Here is an 18,970-nt window from a genome sequence, read left to right on the forward strand (position 1 = left end):
AAAAAGGCCAAATTGGCCTTTTTTATTGCTGTTGTGAACTGTGAAGAATACGAGTTATGACGTCAATTCGGTAACTGGCAGTAAATCTAACAAACTCTGGGTTGAATAAGGTGCAACCTTATTTAAATACTCACCGTTGAGCACCTTTTCATACATACCTTGATACTGCTGCGCCATCACATCGGCGTTAAACACATCCCTTGCCACTTGATGGCACACTTTACGGTCAAAACGATCAAGGTGCTTCAGCGCATCAACCATTTCATTATAATCTGTCGTCAGTAACCCCATTTCAGGTTGGGTGATAATCTCAGGTAATGATCCAAATGGTGTACCAATAACAGGAGTACCTAAAAAGAGGCTTTCGGTAATCGCTAAGCCAAAAGGCTCATGCCATCTTACCGGAAATAAAAGTGCCTTTGACTGCCTGATTATATTGAATTTATCATCACCACCCACCATGCCTTTAAAATCGATATTCATATCAAAATTAAGGTAGCCTTTTTTACCAAGCTCAAATCGTTTGCCGCCCAGTACAGCTAATTTATAACCCGCTTTTTTAGCAATTTGAGCGGCGCCATTAAGGTTTTTATGACGCACCGTCGCTTTACCCAAAAAGTGTACATAATGGTTATTTGATTCAAAATTAGGCTGACCATACTCAGACCAGTCAAGGCCATTATAAACATAGCAGTCGCTGTGATGATTATTGGCATGACGCTGGGAAATAAAAATAGTGTTGCTGTCATATTGTTTAGCTTCATCTGCATTGGCGTGTTCGGTACACACAAAAGGCTTATCTAATTCACCAGTAAAAGCACAATGAAAATGTACCACATCAGGCCAATCGGTAATCTGTTGATTAAATGACTTTATTTTATCGTAAAACAGCGTTCCTTCAGGCCTGACATCATGAGGGCGCATTAAGAATTTTACTTCGTGTCCTTGCTGCTTTTGTGCAGAGGCCAATGACCATACTACGCGCTCAGTACCGCCAAACTTAAACGCCGGAAACGGTCCTCGGCAAAGTAGTACATGTAAGATTTTCATTTAGCCTTTCCATATTGAATCTGTGGCGGAACAAAATAAACGGCGATATTTCACCGTCAAGCAACCCACTGAGAGTATTTATTGATCTGCACAAAGTTGTTTAAACGCCGAAATAACCTGATCAACTTCTATCATCACCATTAAATGCTCACCTTTAGCACGCGTGCCCCATTTCACTGGAGCATCAAATTGCTTGGCTATCACTTGTGGGTAAACACTTACGGTGTATTGACGATAAAAGTAAGGTCCTGTTCGTCCTGGGTTTGAGTGAGCATATAGACCAATCACTGGCGTACCTTGAGTAACAGCCATATGCAAGGGTCCGGTATCTGGTGCTAGCACTAGCTTGGCTTGTTTTAACACTGCAAGCAGCTGAGTCAAAGATGTCTTACCTACTTGGTTGTCCAATGGCTGTTGGCTATGAGATTGAATCACATCCGCTAGATTTTTTTCTAACACTGTTGGGCCACCGCACAACATTACTCTGAATCCCTGCGTAATAGCATAATCAGCAACGGCAGCGTAACGCTCTGGCAGCCAGTTACGTTCGGCCTTACTGGCTGCTGCGCAAATCACCATGACTTTATCATCGCCCACCAGTTGTTTGGCAAAGTCGGTGTCGGCTTGTGGTACAGGAATATTCCAGCGTGGAGTTAAGTCTTCTACACCAATGGCTTTAGCAAAGCCCATAAAACCATCTAATACATGCGGTGTGGCCAAGGGGTCAACGGCGTGATTGGTCACCAACCACTGGCCTTCTTTGGCTCTGGCCTTATCAAATCCGACCCGAATTCGCGCCTTGATCATTAATGAGGCTATGGTCGCACGAAGTGCAACTTGCATATGTAGCAGCACATCAAAACGTTGGCCTTGTAAATCACGACGTAACTGAATATAGCTACGCCAGCCCTTGGACTTGTCGAAAATAACAAACTGGATCCCAGGCAAATGCTTGAGTAATTGATATTCAACCTTACCAATAATCCACGTAATACTCAGGTCTGGATACTGTTTTTGAATAGCCTGCACCATTGCTACTGCGTGGCAAACATCACCAATGGCAGACAAACGCAGTAAACATAATGAACGTATCGCACTAAAGTCAGCTTTCATTGATTATCCAATATGCTTGAGTGAAGAATTAAGGCGGTGAAGGCAAGTTAGTGATCTTAAGGTATAATGTTATTTCGATCCACAATCTAACCAATGCTATTGATAATTAGATGCAAATAAAAAACACCCAACTTGGCCATATTGCATGGTGTGAAACCACTGCCCAACACATAGCACCGCAAGACTTCGCGGTTGATGGTTGGCGAGAAAAAAATGCAGTGGTGGGTCAGTCCAAAGGCCGTTACACCACATGGTTTGTCAAAACCGATAACTCGGACAGCCCGCAAACATGGGTGTTACGCCATTATTGGCGCGGTGGAATGATGGAAAAATTCAGCCGAGATGCCTACTTCTATACCGGCCTACAACGAACCCGTGCTGTAGCAGAGTTAGCGATCCTTGAAGTTTTGTATCAAGAAGGATTTGCGGTTCCACGCCCTATTGCGGCGAATGTTGAACGTTTTGGTTTATGGTATCGAGCCGACATTATTATTGAACATGTTGCTGGTGCAAATGATTTAGTGGCTTACTTAAGCCATAACCCAATGACAGAATCGCAATGGTATGTATTAGGCGAAACCATTGCCAAATTTCATCAGCGTGGGGTATATCACGCCGATTTAAATGCCAAAAACATCTTACTGGCACATGGGAAATTCTATTTGATTGATTTTGATCGAGGCGAATTACGTACACCACAGCCTACATGGCAACAAGCCAATTTAGACCGCTTGCTACGTTCTTTTAACAAAGAGCACGCTAAACTGACTACGCTGCAATTTAGTCAACAGCATTGGCTGCAATTACTTGCCGGTTATCAAAGCATCAACCCAATCTAAAGCTAACTCTGTATGGGGTAGTGATAAAAATAGACGCTAACTTGCGTCTATTTTTATACGTTTATGTTCAAATGACTAACAGTAAAAGGTTACACGATGAGTTCATTAATGAAGGTAAACTGCTTTAAAAGCGCGCCCCGATTTTGCTCAACTACAGCTAATCCAGCAAAGGACGCGGATTGATACATATGGCTATCGGTAAACTTATTTTGTAATTCTTGCGCCAATTCATCCGCAGAGCTAATACAGATCAATGCGCCGGCATCGGCAAGTAATTGGGTAATTTCAGCAAAATCCCAATGGTTGGGGCCAACATACACAGGTAGCCCCATAGCAGCAGGCTCTAGCGGATTATGACCACCATTATTAATCAATGTCCCACCAACAAATGCCTGATCCGCTGTACCGTATAGCATCACTAGCTCCCCCATAGTGTCGCCAAGTAATACTTGAGTCTGGCTATTAACCTCATCATTCATACTACGTCTCGCTAACACCAATCCAGATTGGGTAATGGTAATAGCGGCTAAATTAAATTGCTCAGGATGTCGGGGCGCCATAATCAATAATGCATTAGGGAAACAAGCTAATAGCTGTTTATGAGCACTCAAAATGGCCTCAAACTCGCCAGGGTGAACACTCCCTGCAACCCAAATAGGTGAATTAACCCGATCCCACTTGGCTCGAAGCGTGTTGGCTTGCTGTTTTTTGATGGGATCAATAGTGAGATCAAACTTCAAACTGCCACACACATGTATGCGCTGACTAATCACTCCTAGGGTAATAAACCGTTCGGCTTCAGCTTTAGTTTGTACGGTAATCAAGTTGAGTTTGTTTAACATCGGCACAGCCAAACGACGCTTTTTGGCGTATTTATCAGCGGACTTTTGCGATAAGCGTGCATTGGCTAAAATCAGAGTCACTTGTTGCTGCTCTGCAAAGTGGACTAAGTTTGGCCACAACTCGGTCTCCATGATAATGCACACTTTGGGCTGTAATTGGCGTAAAAAACGTTTAATTGCATATGAAAAATCAAACGGTAAATAGCAATGCTGGACTGTATCGCCAAATGCTTTAGTCACTTCTGCAGACCCTGTTGGACTGGTTGTAGTAACGGTAAATACGTAATCTGGGTGCGCAGTCATCAGCTGCTTAATCAACGGAATCGCCGCTAACGTTTCTCCCATCGACACACTGTGGATCAACACATCAGTTTTGGTTAACTTAGCAAAACCAAAACGTTCAGACCAACGGCTACGATAGTCGACACTTTTTATGGCACGAAATGCTAAATAAAGAATCACCAGCGGAAACAACAAATATAGGAACAAAGAATAAACAATACGGTTCATGTAAGATGGGTCATCGATTTTGCTTGTCAGATAAGCACAATGTTAACATACTCATATTAAGTCGGCTTAACGAATTATTTGAGCGACAATAAGTCAATAATGAATATGGAAATCACATGAAAACCCGCGATAAAATCATTTTTGCCAGCTTAGAACTATTCAATGAACACGGTGAGCGTAGTATTACCACCAACCATATTGCAGCGCATTTAGGCATTAGTCCGGGCAATTTGTACTATCACTTCCGCAATAAAGAAGACATCATCAATTCAATTTTCAGTCTATATGAAAGTCATTTAGAGTCAGGCTTTAAGCCTTATGATGATGTGCCTATTACGATTGAATTATTAATGGGTTATTTTGACGCCATGTTCTATACCTTATGGCAGTTTAGGTTTATGTATGCCAACTTAGCCGATATTTTAAGCCGTGATGATGCGCTAAAGAAACGCTACTTACATGCTCAACAACAAGTACTGACTCGCTCAAGTGATGTACTGCGCAAACTCAAAAAAGACGGTTTCCTAGACGTCGATGATAATAAAGTGACCGCGCTTGCCGACACCATTAAAATGATGGTCAGTTTCTGGATTAGCTACCAATTAACTCAATCTAGTACATCAACCATCACTAAAGCCACGCTATACGATGGGTTATTAAGAGTATTGATGATTTTTCAGGCTTACTCAACTCCCACTTCAACCGCAACATTTTGTCGTTTAGAGCAACACTACTTAGACATAGCCAGCCAAGAACGTCATAGCGTCGCGCAAATATAAGCGAAGTATTTCGTTTATCTCGCATCGATTACAGAATTTCCAATCTGCTAATAACCAACTACAATTGAATCGGTTGTTAGCGGATTAATTTAGGGTTATCACCCGCCTTTCAAATCCCGCCACCTACATGTTAATGATTAGTTTTTTTAATGTGAATAATTCGATACCCCTAATCTAACTCATGTTGGTCTGACGACTAAAAAAAACGCTGTAGAGCGGCAAAAATAAAGGTTAGAATGCCAATAACTCCAAAACACCCTGTCATTTATCGCGGTGTTTTACTGCGTGATTTGGATAAGCATAATAACCATATTTAGGAGAACACAGGTGGCATCTACCTCTTTTTACGACCGAATTAATCAGCAAATTATCGATGTGAAAGCCGATGGTTTATATAAAAGTGAGCGCGTCATCGCTTCCGCTCAACAAACGGCTATTCAAGTTAACAGTGAAGAAGTGATTAACTTCTGCGCCAATAACTATTTAGGTTTAGCGAATCATCCTGAACTTATCAAAGCAGCAAAAGCCGGTTTAGACAGTCACGGTTTTGGTATGGCATCGGTACGATTCATTTGTGGTACTCAAGACATACATAAGCAATTAGAAGCTAGCCTAAGTGCTTTTTTAGGTATGGAAGACACCATTTTGTACTCGTCTTGCTTCGACGCTAATGCGGGTCTTTTTGAAACCTTATTAGATGCAGAAGACGCAATTGTCTCCGACGCGCTTAACCATGCTTCAATTATTGATGGCGTGCGTTTATGTAAAGCTAAGCGTTTTCGTTATGCCAACAATGACATGGCCGACTTGGAAACTCAGCTCATTGCAGCCCAAGCTGCTGGTGCACGTAACATTTTGATCGCCACTGACGGTGTATTCTCAATGGATGGTGTAATCGCTAACCTTCAAGGTGTATGTGATCTAGCAGATAAGTACGGCGCATTAGTGATGGTCGATGACTCTCACGCAGTTGGCTTTATCGGTCAAAATGGTCGTGGAACCCATGAATACTGTAATGTCATGGATCGTGTCGATATTATTACCGGTACATTAGGTAAAGCGTTAGGTGGCGCCTCGGGTGGTTTTACTGCAGCGAAAAAAGAAGTCGTTGAATGGTTACGTCAGCGCTCTCGCCCTTACCTGTTTTCAAACTCATTAGCACCTTCTATTGTTAGTGCGTCTATCCGTGTGCTTGAAATGCTAAAAACGGGTCAAGACTTGCGTGAAGCAGTATGGGAAAACAGTCGTTATTTCCGTGAGCAAATGTCTGCTGTTGGTTTCACCTTAGGTGGTGCAGACCATGCCATTATCCCTGTCATGATTGGCGATGCTAAATTGGCCGGCGATTTTGCTAACCGTTTATTACAAGAGCATATTTACGTGGTCGGTTTTTCGTTCCCAGTGGTACCAAAAGGCCAAGCGCGTATTCGAACCCAAATGTCTGCTGCGCACACTCGCGAGCAACTTGATCATGCTATTGGTGCCTTTACCCGTATTGGTAAAGATATGGGCATTATCTAATCTAACTTGGTTAATGAAAGCATAGATTAATAACAGCATCGCGTAGTAATCGCTAAAGATAGCTCAGACTAAAATAGGTCATCAACATGAAAGCATTAAGTAAGTTAAAGCCTGAAGAAGGCATCTGGATGGTCGATGCACCAAAACCAGAAATGGGTCACAACGACCTGCTAATTAAAATTCGTAAAACAGCTATTTGTGGTACTGACGTGCATATCTACAACTGGGACGAATGGTCGCAAAAAACCATTCCAGTTCCGATGATTGCCGGTCATGAATATGTCGGTGAAGTGGTCGATGTTGGCCAGGAAGTACGTGGATTTAGTATTGGTGATCGTGTATCTGGAGAAGGTCACATCACCTGTGGTCACTGCCGTAACTGTCGTGCTGGCCGTACCCACTTATGCCGTAATACTTCAGGCGTTGGTGTGAATCGTGACGGTGCGTTCGCCGAATATTTAGTGCTACCAGCGTTTAACGCCTTTAAAATCCCTGCGGATATTCCAGATGATTTAGCGGCTATATTCGATCCATTCGGTAATGCGGTACATACTGCATTGTCGTTTGATTTAGTCGGTGAAGACGTGTTAATTACCGGTGCAGGCCCTATTGGTATTATGGCTGCTGCGGTTTGTAAACACGTTGGGGCTCGTCATGTTGTAATTACTGACGTAAACGAATACCGACTTGATCTTGCCCGAAAAATGGGTGCGACTCGCGCAGTAAATGTTGCAACAGAAAACCTTAAAGATGTCATGAAAGAACTTGGCATGACAGAAGGCTTTGACGTCGGTTTAGAAATGTCAGGCGTACCATCGGCATTCCACGCGATGTTAGACACCATGAACCACGGTGGTAAAATTGCCATGCTAGGTATTCCTGGTGGCGAAATGGCCATTGATTGGAGCAAAATCATTTTTAAAGGGTTGATCATCAAAGGCATTTATGGCCGTGAAATGTTCGAAACTTGGTACAAAATGGCAAGCTTAATCCAATCTGGCTTAGACTTGTCACCCATCATTACTCATCACTTTAGTATTGATGATTTCCAGAAAGGCTTCGATGCAATGCGTTCAGGTCAGTCAGGTAAAGTTATATTGAACTGGGATTAAGCTTTAATACCTCAGTATTGTGGCTTAATGAGTCAGTACACCAACAAGGGGTTGTATTTATACAACCCCTTGTTGCAAACTGGCGCTAAGCACATCGCTATTTGTACATTTTTATAGGTAATATCATGTCTGGTTTTAAACATTTGTCTATCAATGAGCTTATCCATATGTCGACTGAATCTAACGACATACAAGTTGTTGATATTCGCGACGCAGCGAGTTTTGCTGCTGGCCATATTGAAGGTGCGACCCATTTAACCAACGAAAACCTAGCTGACTTCATTGGTGGTGCTGATATGGACAAGCCTGTAGTTGTTGTCTGCTACCATGGAATGAGCAGCCAAAGCGCAGCCAGTTATTTAAACGAACAAGGTTTTGACGACATCTACAGTTTAGATGGTGGTTATAGTGCCTGGAGCTTGGCTCACGCATGATAGAAATCGGCCAATTACCTAATGCACGTGCAGCACAGGCATTTATTGACTACCTAAAAGGGTTAAATATTCAATGCCATGCCGTGACTCATTCTCAAGGTGTTGGCCTAATAATCACTAACCCCGCCGACGAAAACCAAGCTCGCGCCGAGTTAATTGAGTTTGCTAAAAACCCATACGATAGTAAATACTTGCAAGCCTCTTGGGACAACGGTGCAACGGATACCAAATTTGACTATGGCCCAGGAACTAAAGGCTTAATTCAACAGTTTATGACAGGTGCAGGCCCACTGACATTAGTGTGCTTTTTTGCTTGTGTTGCCGTTTTCGCGGGCATGAACCTTGGTTTTGCCGATGCCATCTTCACTAAGTTATCTTTTTTTAGCGCCGTTGCGGACAGTGATGTAAACCAAGTGTGGCGTGTATTCACCCCAAGCTTAATGCACTTTTCTGCTATGCATATTATCTTTAATTTGCTGTGGTGGTGGTACTTAGGCGGTAAAATTGAAACCAATTTGGGGACTAGACCGTTACTGTTTTTATTAGTTGTCGCGGGTACTTTGCCTAATATTGTGCAGTTTTACATGACAGGGCCTAATTTTGGTGGCTTGTCTGGCGTCGTGTACGCTGTGGTAGGTTACACTTGGCTAATGGGTATTCGTAAACCTAGCTGCGGTATTAGTTTGCCGCAATCTTATATGGGATTTATGCTCGTTTGGTTGGTTCTCGGCTTTACTGATGTGTTAGGCATGCCAATTGCGAATGGCGCCCACATTGCAGGGCTTTGTGTTGGGTTAGCTCAAGCATTATTTGATAGTAGAACCTCACCAACAACTAAAACCAGCTAACCATAAATAAAAATGCCACTTTAGGTGGCACTCTTTTATCATTAATCCGCTTATAGTCACAATACAGCTCAGCACAAATCACTAAGCCATTTCGAGTACTTTATTAACCAGCTTCTCAATACCAATATGTGCCTCTAAAATCGACGTTGCTAGCATATACGCAGGTGTACTGACGATTTTATTGACCTCATCCACAACAATATCTTCAACTTGCACATTTTTATGCTTACCGCCCATTTCAGTAAATGCATGAGCCGTTTCAGAATCGGTTCCAATTGTACCTATAGCGCCTGCGCCATAAATATTCGGGATCATCACCGGTGAAATACACACAAAGCCGACAGGTTTATGCGCTAAAGCAAACTCACGAATAAAGTTTTCTACAATTGGCTGAATATGGCAATTACTGCCTGTAGTTGCAAAATTAGATAAGTTTTTAGCCGCGCCAAAACCGCCAGGGATCACCAAACCATCAAATTGACTTACCTCTAATGTACTGGCATTAAGTACTTCACCACGAGCGATCCGCGCAGACTCAACCAATACATTACGGGTTTCGTCGGTGTTGACCTCACCGGTTAAATGATTCACCACATGCATTTGAGTTATATCTGGAGCAAAACATTGATATTGCGCCCCCGCTCGCGTTATCGCCAGTAGGGTTAATACAGCCTCGTGAATTTCAGTTCCATCAAATACCCCACAGCCACTCAGTAAAACAGCAATCTTTTTCATGACATCTTCCTTCAACTTTTAATTGATAATGTAAAATTTACAACAAAAAACCAACAAAACGATTGATCTGATTAAAAATCATGCTAACTTAGAACGTCGAATTTGCTAGATGCCTTTTTTTTAGTCATAAAACATCACTGAATTCGATTGTGACTTAACTGACATCAATAAAAAAGTCCACAAATTAGTAATATTTATTAGAAATAATATTTAGCTCACAAAAATAAAAAAAGAACATATAACTCAACTAGTTACTGATTTCTATTCAAGCCGTAAGAAAATCTATCCAACAACGTTGATTAATTCACTCACAGACTTATCCACAGGCTGAGAGTCTTTTGGCGTGGCTGATTGTTGGCTTTTCTCTATAAAATTGCCCACAAAACCTCACTAGATGCACAACGAGTCAAACGTTACGGTTATTGATCACTATCTTGGGTAAATAACTGACAATCTCACAAGCATCTTGAGGTGCTGTGGGTATAATGTCATCCTATTAGTCTCGCAAAATACTGAACACGAATATTAATTATGCCAACGATTCCCAATAACCCGCTCATCTTAGTTGATGGTTCATCTTATCTTTATCGCGCTTATTATGCGCCGCCTCATTTAACCAATTCAAAAGGTGAAGCAACAGGCGCGGTTTACGGTGTTATTAACATGCTTCGTAGTTTATTAAGCCGTTACAGCCCTAGCCATATCGCTGTTGTTTTTGATGCTAAAGGCAAAACTTTCCGCAACGATATGTACGGTGAATACAAAGCCCAGCGCCCACCTATGCCCGATGATCTGCGTAATCAAATAGAACCATTACACAGAATCATTCACGCAATGGGTTTACCTTTGATCAGTATTTCTGGTGTGGAAGCCGATGATGTGATCGGAACCATCGCTCTTCAAGCCAGTAAAGAAGGCCGGGCGACATTAATCAGTACCGGCGATAAAGACATGGCACAGCTAGTGAATGAGCATGTCACGTTAATCAATACCATGACAGATACCATTATGGGCCCTGAAGAGGTCAAAACGAAATATGGTGTCGGTCCCGATAGAATAATCGATTTCTTAGCTCTCATGGGCGACAAGTCCGATAACATTCCAGGCTTACCTGGGGTTGGTGAGAAAACCGCGCTGGCGATGTTGCTTGGCATGGGAAGTGTAGAAAATATTTTAGCGGACCCACAAAGCGTCGTTGAAGTTGGCTTTAGAGGCTCAAAAACCATGCCGGCTAAAATCATCGAAAACGCCGACATGCTAAAGTTGTCATATGCACTGGCAACCATTAAAACCGACGTAGAATTAGCACTAGACTGGCATCAAATGACGGTCAAGCCTCAAGACCGTGATGAACTCATTAAATGCTTCGGTGAAATGGAATTCAAACGTTGGTTAGCGGAAGTACTCGATAATAAGCAACCCCGCGGTACCATCAGCCAAGATAGCGAAGAAGAAGTCATCGTATCGCCAACCATTGAAGCTGAGTATGAAACGATTCTGACCATGGAAGCGCTTGATAAATGGATTGAAAAGCTTAACAGAGCCGAACTGATAGCGATTGATACCGAAACCACCAGTCTCAACTACATGGAAGCGGAACTTGTTGGTTTATCATTTGCTACCGAAGCAGGCAAAGCAGCCTATGTACCTTTAGCGCATGATTACCTTGATGCGCCGCAGCAAATTGATAAAGCCAGCGCGCTTGAAAAACTACGTCCGATCCTTGAAGGCGATACACCGCAAAAAGTAGGTCAAAACCTCAAGTATGATATGAGTATTTTAGCCAACGCAGGTATTAGCCTCAAAGGTATACGCTTTGACACTATGCTCGAATCCTATGTGTTTAATTCAATCGCATCGCGTCACGACATGGACGGTTTAGCGTTAAAATACCTTGGCCATAAAAATATTAGTTTTGAAGAAGTCGCTGGCAAAGGCGCAAAGCAACTGACTTTTAATCAAGTTCATTTGGATATTGCTGGGCCATACGCCGCTGAAGATGCCGATATCACCCTGCGTTTACATCAACATCTATGGCCAAGGCTTGAAAAAGAACCAGAACTGGCCAGTGTATTTAATGAGCTAGAATTACCGTTAATTAAAGTATTGTCTGATGTAGAACGTCAAGGCGTATTGATTGATTCAATGCTACTTAGCCAGCAAAGTGGTGAGTTAGCCAAAAAGCTTGATGACCTAGAAAATAAAGCCTACGAAATTGCCGAGGAAAAATTTAACCTAGCTTCACCAAAGCAACTACAAACGCTATTTTTTGAAAAACTAGGTTATCCAATAAAGAAGAAAACCCCTAAAGGTGCACCATCAACAGCAGAAGATGTGTTAATCGAACTAGCTCTTGATTACCCTCTACCTAAAGTTATTCTTGAACATCGTAGCCTAGCCAAATTAAAGAGCACTTATACCGACAAACTGCCACTTATGGTTAATGCCACAACAGGCAGAGTGCATACTAGTTATCACCAAGCTAATGCTGCAACGGGTCGGTTGTCATCAAGTGAGCCAAACTTACAGAATATTCCGATCCGCACAGAAGAAGGTCGTCGTATTCGCCAAGCTTTTATTGCCCCTGCAGGTCGTAAAATTTTAGCTGCCGATTACTCGCAAATAGAACTGCGGATCATGGCTCATTTGTCTCAAGATGCAGGCTTGCTAACCGCATTCGCAGAAGGCAAAGATATTCATAAAGCTACCGCAGCAGAAGTATTTGGGGTGCACTTTGAAGAAGTCACCACCGAGCAACGTCGCCGCGCCAAAGCGGTTAACTTTGGCTTAATTTATGGTATGTCTGCGTTTGGTTTAGCCAAACAGCTAGATATTCCACGCAATGAAGCACAAAAGTATATCGATACTTATTTTGCTCGCTATCCCGGTGTACTCAAATACATGGAAGAAACCCGAGCCATCGCAGCTGAATTAGGTTATGTATCTACATTATTCGGACGTCGTTTATACTTGCCTGAAATCAACGACCGTAATGCAATGCGTCGTCAGGCAGCTGAACGTGCAGCGATTAACGCTCCCATGCAAGGAACTGCAGCAGACATCATCAAAAAAGCCATGATCGCCATTCACCAGTGGATTAACCAAGATACTCAAGGTGAAATTACCCTGATTATGCAAGTACACGATGAATTAGTGTTTGAAGTAGATGAGGCCCAAGCAGAAACCCTCAAAACAAAAGTGTGTGACTTAATGGCACAAGCAGCATCATTAGATGTGACCTTATTAGCAGAGGCTGGCATTGGCGACAATTGGGATGAAGCCCACTAGTCATTGACTTAGGTTATGTTGGTAAAATAAACGTCAGTAGCTAAAACATAAATACCGTATTCATTAGAATGCGGTATTTTTATTTGGACATTGTAACTATGGCTAAACTGAACAAAAATGGACTGAAATGAACGTTTAGCGCAATAAACCCCCTATCCTCTAAGCCGCCAACTATGACTCAATCGATGTATCAATGACTAATTTAACGATAAATAATGACGCAGTTTCATCGTTCTAAGCGGCAAATAAAGACTATTTTGGGTTTGTAGTCACAGTTATTGTATCTTTTTATGAAAAACAGTTTTTCATTTTAAGGCGAATAAGCTATTATATTCGTCGTAGGGTACAGAGGTTAAGATGTTCAATCTTTCAAACCTTTATTTCACTAGCGATAGTGACCAGCCAAATTCGGCGCCCCAGCAACTTAGGTTGCTGGGGCTTTTTTTTGATTTTTTTCATCATTAAAAATATTTAGAGTAAATACTTTAATGTTGATTAAAAAACAGTTATTATGTCGTCATTGAGCGTCATCAAATTGAGTTGATGGCACTTGAGTCTTGTTGAATTTAGCTTCTCCCCAAAAGAGCTAATTTATTTGTACCGATGGCCGTTTGGTTATCGGTTTTTTTTGCTTAAAAATCACCATTGTTACAATATAGAAAACACAGACGCAAAAAAGCCGACATCGCTGCCGGCTCTTAGTTTTGCTAATCTATATCATACTACTCGACCACTACTCTGGTGCTAACTCCGACGCTGACGCTTGCTCAGCCTTCTGTTCAGCTAACCATTCAGGATGACACCAATCGTTTAAGATGCTCAGCACTTTGGGTTTACCGGTGCCTTTTAGCGATGACAACGTCTCAACTTGCACTTTATCACCAAACTCTTTTAAGGCTGCACGCACATCATTAACGGTTTTCATTTTGACGCTTTGAGTCAATTTATCCGATTTGGTTAATAATGCTAAAACTGGAATGTTGCTTAATACTGCCCATTCAATCATTTGCATATCGAGATCTTTCAATGGATGACGGATATCCATCAATACCACCACGCCACTTAAACAAGCGCGCTTTTGTAGGTACTCGCCAAGCGCCTCTTGCCACTTATGTTTTAATGCTAAAGGGACTTGCGCAAAACCATAGCCAGGTAAATCGACTAAACGGCGATCATCATCTAGCTGAAACACGTTGATCAATTGGGTTCGACCCGGTGTTTTACTGGTTCGAGCTAAACTTTTTTGTTCAGTAAGCGCATTTAACGCGCTGGACTTACCGGCATTAGAGCGCCCAGCGAACGCAATCTCCACCCCGATATCCCCAGGAAGATACTGATCTAAATGCGCAATATCTGGCGCACTGATTAAAAACTTAGCCCTACGGAAATCGATACGAGAATCTGTCACTCTTAACTCCAATTAAATTACTTCTAGTAAACGCATTACCATAAATTTTTAACAATTGCTTACTTTTGCACGTTTTCGTGTAAAATATTAGCCTGATCACATTATATACCCAAGCAACGCTAATATGTGTGATGTAGTCATAAATGATCTAGCTCTTCACGAGCATCGTAAACTACATCAAAGCGCTTGGAAAAACATTTTACCACGCTTGCGGGTCTTCCTAGTAAGCTCAGGACAATAAATTAACTAGAAGTTGGAACGCCATGAAAAAGTTAGCTCTTGCGCTGTCTGTAGTCGCCGCTATGTCATCACCAGTTATGGCTGAAGGTAATGCTGAAGTAGGCAAAACTAAAGCAATCGTATGTTCTGCCTGTCACGGTGTTGACGGCAATAGCATGATTGATATGTATCCTAAATTAGCAGGCCAACACCCTGCATATCTTGAAAAACAATTAACTGAATTCCGATTAGCAGCTAAAACCGGTGGTGCTGAAGGTCGTATGGACCCAATCATGATCGGGATGTCAATGGGTCTAAGCGATGAAGACATTGCTGACATCTCAGCATTCTTCGCTAGCCAAGTAAAAGTTGTCGCCGACGTTGCCGATGTACCTGCCGCAGGTGAAAAACTGTACAAAGGCGGTGATGCTGCCCGTGGTATTACTGCATGTGTTGCATGTCATGGACCTGAAGGTGAGGGTGCAGAAGCTGCTGGTTTCCCTGCTGTTGGTGGTCAACATGCTAACTATATCAAAATTCAGCTAACAAAATTCCGTGATGCTAGTCGTCACAATGATTTAAACGGCATGATGCAAGATGTAGCTAAAAAGCTATCAGATGCCGATATCGATGCATTATCTAAATATATTTCAAGCATTAAGAACTAATACTACGGAATATGAGACAATAAAAAATGGGCTTTCGAGCCCATTTTTTACACTTCAAAGTTTACGTTGACGTCAACTTCATCGATTATTACTTGACAGCGTTCACACTTTTAGCGTTAAATACACCCCGTACCGAGGTAAACCCAGCTGTTTGTAATATAAATCTAATAACATCAAGCAGGTTTCGGACAGATACATTTAAGATATAAGAATAAAGATAATTCATAATAATAATAATTTAAGACCACTCACTAATAATAAAAATATGAGTCGAGATTTCATTTTGAAATACAGGTCGTAAAATTTGTAAGGAATAGACCGATTGGTCGACATGCTATTTAGCACTGCCTTACACAACAGAGTGACTGATAGCCCAGAGTATTATTTGAAGGATTCAAATAATAGCAAACAAAGCTTATTGCTGAGGATGCACCCGCTGGAAGCTTTATCGCTCGAAGGTATAAAGTAACAAGGATGGTTAACTAATGTCATTGAAGGCAATTAGGATAATGATGCGTCATTGAAGACCATCTACGGAAGCTGTAGTCAGGACGGCAACAGAATATAAAAAAGCGTCATTGATGACCAATAACAATTAAAAACGGCATGGAAAGCAAAATAAATAAAGATCTGACCGGGATAGTCACATAGCAAGTACGGATACTTGGAATCAGAATAAAGTGCGTTAAGCACTATTTTACGAGGCGGCAGTTTATACTGCCGCCTTTTTTTATGCTTAAATGGCCTCAATATCAACTTCATTTCAAATACTTACTTTAAATTAACCGTATACGCTATATAATCGTTTATTAAGTCAATACTTAGGTACTGCTGTATTTGATGAATGTATGCCCGCTCTGTAATCATTGTGCTCAATTTTTTGTTCAAGACAAAAAAAGAGCTTTCTACATCTGCGAACGCTGTGGCTTAGTCTTTGCTAACCCAAAATCACATCTTATGCCCGATATTGAGCGTCAGCGTTACGGTCGAGCACAAAAGTCATCGAATCAAAAGCCATTATCGCAATTTATACTGCCACTATTAGGCCAAATATCTCAGCAACAGAGCGGCGCGTTAACTGGCCTTAATTTTGGCCGCTTACTTGACGAACAGAGCAGGCAATCCATTGTTGATGCTGGTCATCTTGTTAATCAGTACGACCCGTTTTTTGCTGCAGATCAGTCGGTACTGAAACATAGCTATGATTTTGTATGTTGTTACCGGGTATTCGAACACTTTCGTCATCCACACCGTGAATGGAAGTTACTCAATCAGCTGGTTAAGCCCAATGGCTGGTTAGCTATAAGTACACCTTTATTGACCGATCAAGACCATTTTGCTAAATGGCATTACAAAAACAATCCAACTCATGTAAGCTTTTATCAGCAGCAGACATTCGAATATTTAGCATTAAATAGTGATTTTGAGCTATTATTTGCATCGAAAGATCTGGTTTTGATGCAAAAATCATCAAAATCTGATATAAAGCGCATCCTTATTTAGTGCCTTGTAGAAATTGCTCTGCAAGGACGTGTTTAGAAAACCTAACGAGAACATCATGGCTCGCAGTAAAAAAACTCGCAAAGGCGGCGAAAACGGCGCTAAGTTTGCACCTAGAGTAAAAAAAGTTGATCGCAACGCGGTCGATGGTAAAAAATCTGAAACCGGCCGTAAATCAGGCAGCCGTCACAATGAAACGTTGCTTAAACAAGCATCTGGTAACACTTCGGTTAAGAGTAAAGATGTACGTCATGGCAGCAAAAAGCCGGTGGCACTCACTTTACCAACAGCAGTTACTGCGCCATTAGTGGTTAAGCCTAAGCAGCCTAAACTGACTGACGAACAGAAGTTATTGAAACTTGAAGACGATCCAAGACTAAATCAGTTACTTGACCAACTTGAAGAAGGTCGTGATTTATCTGACACTGATCAAAAGTGGTTGAATGTTCAGTTAGACAAAATTGAGCAACTGATGTTGAGCTTAGGCCTTACTGAAGGTGATGATACACCAACACAAAGCCCTAAAAAGCAACTGAGCGATGATGAACTATTAAATCGTTTTGAATCAGGTGCCGACCTGCTTAAAGATTATCAGCAGAAAGATTAATCTGCTCGATGAAAGTAATACCAAGCTATTTCTTGGTTTGATATCAGAAAACTGGCGCATATCGCGCCAGTTTTGTATTCAAAAAAGGATAAATTGTGTCTACAACCGCCATCGTTATTGCTTTACTCATTATTGTTGCCCTTGCTACCTACGCAGCACACTTACTGTTAACGCTTAAACGTAAAACACAAGCTAACCAACAAGCACTTTCTGAACGTAAGGCTAAAGCCGACGAGCGTAGACAGCAAATACTGACTGATATCCGTTACATTGCAGCAGCAATGCTAGAAGACCGTTGTGAACTGTCTGAAGGCGTTATGCGCATAGGTAAACTATTTGATGCATTATCCTTATCAGAACAAGTTATGGCAGACTTCCCTAACCTGTTTACCCATTATGAACTAATTAGAAACCATCCCATCATGGAAGCACGTAAAGAGTTGCCGAAACAACAACGGATGAAGTTTGATTTTGAACGGATGAAATCAGAAGCAGAGTTAGAGCAGGTTATTCTAGACGAAGCAAAACACATCGCTGAGTTTGATAAGCCCATCACTCACTAGACAACATATTAGTTAATAACTTTAGAACGACATAGAAAACGATGCACCTGCGACCTTTTGCTCTGCATTCATTGATGATAAGTAACTACTGCTGCATACGTTTACCTTACTCACAAAGCCAATGGCAAGTTTAAACAAAGTAACTAACAACATTTATCTCATACCTTAGCCAAATTGAGGTTAAGCATGAAATTAGCACGATTACAGACTATGCTGATAATGCATATCACAAACGAATCAACGTCGATTAACCACATCAACTAGCTGATAAATCGAATAATAACAACAAGAAGCTTTATAAAGCTCAATGATTGGGGTCACACTATGTTCAGTTCACTTTGCTTAGGATTACTCAAAATACTGGGTTGGAAATTTGATGGCCAACTCGACAAAACTAAGCCATGCGTCATTATTGTTGGCCCACATACCAGTAACTGGGATTTCATCATTGGTATTATCGCCCGCAGTGCCTTAGGCACCAAAATCCACTTTTTAGGTAAGCATCAGCTGTTTATTCCACCTTGGGGATGGCTTTTTCGCGCCATGGGCGGCAGCCCTGTCGATAGACGTAAATACAATAACTTAGTTGACGGTGTGGTGCTGTTATTCCAACAAGATCCACTGTATAAACTGGCCTTAGCACCTGAAGGGACACGTAGCCCAGTAACCCGCTGGAAAAGTGGTTTTTACCATATTGCAGCCAAAGCGGATGTTGATATAGTGCCAATCGGATTAGATTTTGGCCGCAAAGCGGTTGTGATTGCCAAACCGTTAAGACCGACGGGAGATATTGAACACGAAATAAATCAGTTAATGGATTTTTACCGTTCAATCAAAGGTTATCATCCAAAAATGGTTCCTGATTATCAGCAGAGATAGCACTGAAATAATTAACGCTCAATTAGCTTATATTGATTAATCAGAAGTGCGACAG

Annotated in this window: 18 protein-coding genes; 12 read left to right on the forward strand and 6 right to left on the reverse strand. The window is 41.7% G+C overall.

The window, feature by feature from the left end; genetic code table 11:
• Window positions 1–54: 54 nt before the first annotated feature.
• Both EGC86_RS15700 and EGC86_RS15705 read right to left on the reverse strand, forming a co-directional pair.
• Window positions 55–1,050: a glycosyltransferase family 4 protein gene (locus EGC86_RS15700; protein ID WP_123778169.1), complete on the reverse strand. Its 996-nt coding sequence runs from the start codon at window positions 1,048–1,050 to the stop codon at window positions 55–57.
• A gap of 78 nt (window positions 1,051–1,128) precedes the next feature.
• Window positions 1,129–2,163 (reverse strand): glycosyltransferase family 9 protein, encoded by a 1,035-nt coding sequence (locus EGC86_RS15705; RefSeq protein ID WP_123778170.1) that lies wholly within the window; start codon window positions 2,161–2,163, stop codon window positions 1,129–1,131.
• 110 nt (window positions 2,164–2,273) lie between these two features.
• On the opposite strand from EGC86_RS15705, the gene EGC86_RS15710 reads away from it, so the two are divergent.
• Complete coding sequence (locus EGC86_RS15710; RefSeq protein WP_123778171.1) at window positions 2,274–3,002, forward strand: 3-deoxy-D-manno-octulosonic acid kinase; 729 nt, start codon at window positions 2,274–2,276, stop codon at window positions 3,000–3,002.
• 89 nt (window positions 3,003–3,091) lie between these two features.
• Here EGC86_RS15710 and waaA read toward each other — a convergent pair whose 3' ends face one another.
• Complete coding sequence (waaA, locus tag EGC86_RS15715; protein ID WP_123778172.1) at window positions 3,092–4,354, reverse strand: lipid IV(A) 3-deoxy-D-manno-octulosonic acid transferase; 1,263 nt, start codon at window positions 4,352–4,354, stop codon at window positions 3,092–3,094.
• A gap of 116 nt (window positions 4,355–4,470) precedes the next feature.
• On the opposite strand from waaA, the gene EGC86_RS15720 reads away from it, so the two are divergent.
• From EGC86_RS15720 to glpG, 5 genes are all read left to right on the forward strand, one after another.
• On the forward strand, window positions 4,471–5,133 hold the full coding sequence (locus EGC86_RS15720; protein ID WP_123778173.1) for a TetR/AcrR family transcriptional regulator: 663 nt from the start codon (window positions 4,471–4,473) through the stop codon (window positions 5,131–5,133).
• A 327-nt stretch (window positions 5,134–5,460) separates the two neighbouring features.
• Entirely contained in the window at window positions 5,461–6,654 is a 1,194-nt protein-coding gene (locus EGC86_RS15725; protein ID WP_011639347.1) for a glycine C-acetyltransferase, read from the forward strand.
• Between the two features lie 86 nt (window positions 6,655–6,740).
• The gene (gene tdh / locus EGC86_RS15730; RefSeq protein ID WP_011639348.1) at window positions 6,741–7,766 is read left to right on the forward strand and encodes an L-threonine 3-dehydrogenase; all 1,026 of its coding nucleotides are present in this window, start codon (window positions 6,741–6,743) and stop codon (window positions 7,764–7,766) included.
• A 125-nt stretch (window positions 7,767–7,891) separates the two neighbouring features.
• Entirely contained in the window at window positions 7,892–8,200 is a 309-nt protein-coding gene (glpE, locus tag EGC86_RS15735) for a thiosulfate sulfurtransferase GlpE (RefSeq protein ID WP_123778174.1), read from the forward strand.
• Window positions 8,197–9,048, forward strand: a complete 852-nt coding sequence (glpG, locus tag EGC86_RS15740) for a rhomboid family intramembrane serine protease GlpG (protein WP_011639350.1) — start codon at window positions 8,197–8,199, stop codon at window positions 9,046–9,048. The genes glpE and glpG overlap by 4 nt, the downstream gene beginning before the upstream one ends.
• Before the next feature lie 81 nt (window positions 9,049–9,129).
• On the opposite strand, the gene elbB is transcribed toward glpG, so the two are convergent.
• A complete protein-coding gene (gene elbB / locus EGC86_RS15745) occupies window positions 9,130–9,783 on the reverse strand; it encodes an isoprenoid biosynthesis glyoxalase ElbB (protein WP_011639351.1) in 654 nt (217 codons plus the stop codon).
• Window positions 9,784–10,314: 531 nt separating this feature from the next.
• Between elbB and polA the strand changes: the two genes are divergently transcribed.
• Window positions 10,315–13,071 carry a DNA polymerase I gene (gene polA, locus EGC86_RS15750; RefSeq protein WP_123778175.1) on the forward strand — a complete coding sequence of 919 codons (2,757 nt, stop codon included), beginning with the start codon at window positions 10,315–10,317 and terminating at the stop codon, window positions 13,069–13,071.
• A 733-nt stretch (window positions 13,072–13,804) separates the two neighbouring features.
• Here the strand turns inward: polA and yihA are convergent.
• Entirely contained in the window at window positions 13,805–14,479 is a 675-nt protein-coding gene (yihA, locus tag EGC86_RS15755) for a ribosome biogenesis GTP-binding protein YihA/YsxC (RefSeq protein ID WP_011639353.1), read from the reverse strand.
• A 263-nt stretch (window positions 14,480–14,742) separates the two neighbouring features.
• Between yihA and EGC86_RS15760 the strand changes: the two genes are divergently transcribed.
• The 4 genes from EGC86_RS15760 to EGC86_RS15775 all read left to right on the forward strand — a co-directional run bounded on the left by EGC86_RS15760 (window position 14,743) and on the right by EGC86_RS15775 (window position 18,036).
• Window positions 14,743–15,366: a c-type cytochrome gene (locus EGC86_RS15760; RefSeq protein WP_011639354.1), complete on the forward strand. Its 624-nt coding sequence runs from the start codon at window positions 14,743–14,745 to the stop codon at window positions 15,364–15,366.
• Between the two features lie 840 nt (window positions 15,367–16,206).
• The gene (locus EGC86_RS15765) at window positions 16,207–16,869 is read left to right on the forward strand and encodes a methyltransferase domain-containing protein (protein ID WP_011639355.1); all 663 of its coding nucleotides are present in this window, start codon (window positions 16,207–16,209) and stop codon (window positions 16,867–16,869) included.
• Between the two features lie 55 nt (window positions 16,870–16,924).
• Window positions 16,925–17,473, forward strand: coding sequence for a Der GTPase-activating protein YihI (yihI, locus tag EGC86_RS15770; protein ID WP_102037641.1), 549 nt, complete (start codon window positions 16,925–16,927; stop codon window positions 17,471–17,473).
• 95 nt (window positions 17,474–17,568) lie between these two features.
• Window positions 17,569–18,036, forward strand: coding sequence for a DUF2489 domain-containing protein (locus tag EGC86_RS15775; RefSeq protein ID WP_059746073.1), 468 nt, complete (start codon window positions 17,569–17,571; stop codon window positions 18,034–18,036).
• 21 nt (window positions 18,037–18,057) lie between these two features.
• On the opposite strand, the gene EGC86_RS21155 is transcribed toward EGC86_RS15775, so the two are convergent.
• Entirely contained in the window at window positions 18,058–18,189 is a 132-nt protein-coding gene (locus tag EGC86_RS21155; RefSeq protein ID WP_281047857.1) for a hypothetical protein, read from the reverse strand.
• 171 nt (window positions 18,190–18,360) lie between these two features.
• Here EGC86_RS21155 and EGC86_RS15780 point away from each other — a divergent pair, with 171 nt between their 5' ends.
• Entirely contained in the window at window positions 18,361–18,915 is a 555-nt protein-coding gene (locus EGC86_RS15780; RefSeq protein ID WP_123778176.1) for a lysophospholipid acyltransferase family protein, read from the forward strand.
• The last annotated feature ends 55 nt before the right edge of the window (window positions 18,916–18,970 follow it).

Source organism: Shewanella frigidimarina, from assembly GCF_003797125.1.
Classification (GTDB): Bacteria; Pseudomonadota; Gammaproteobacteria; order Enterobacterales; family Shewanellaceae; genus Shewanella; species Shewanella frigidimarina.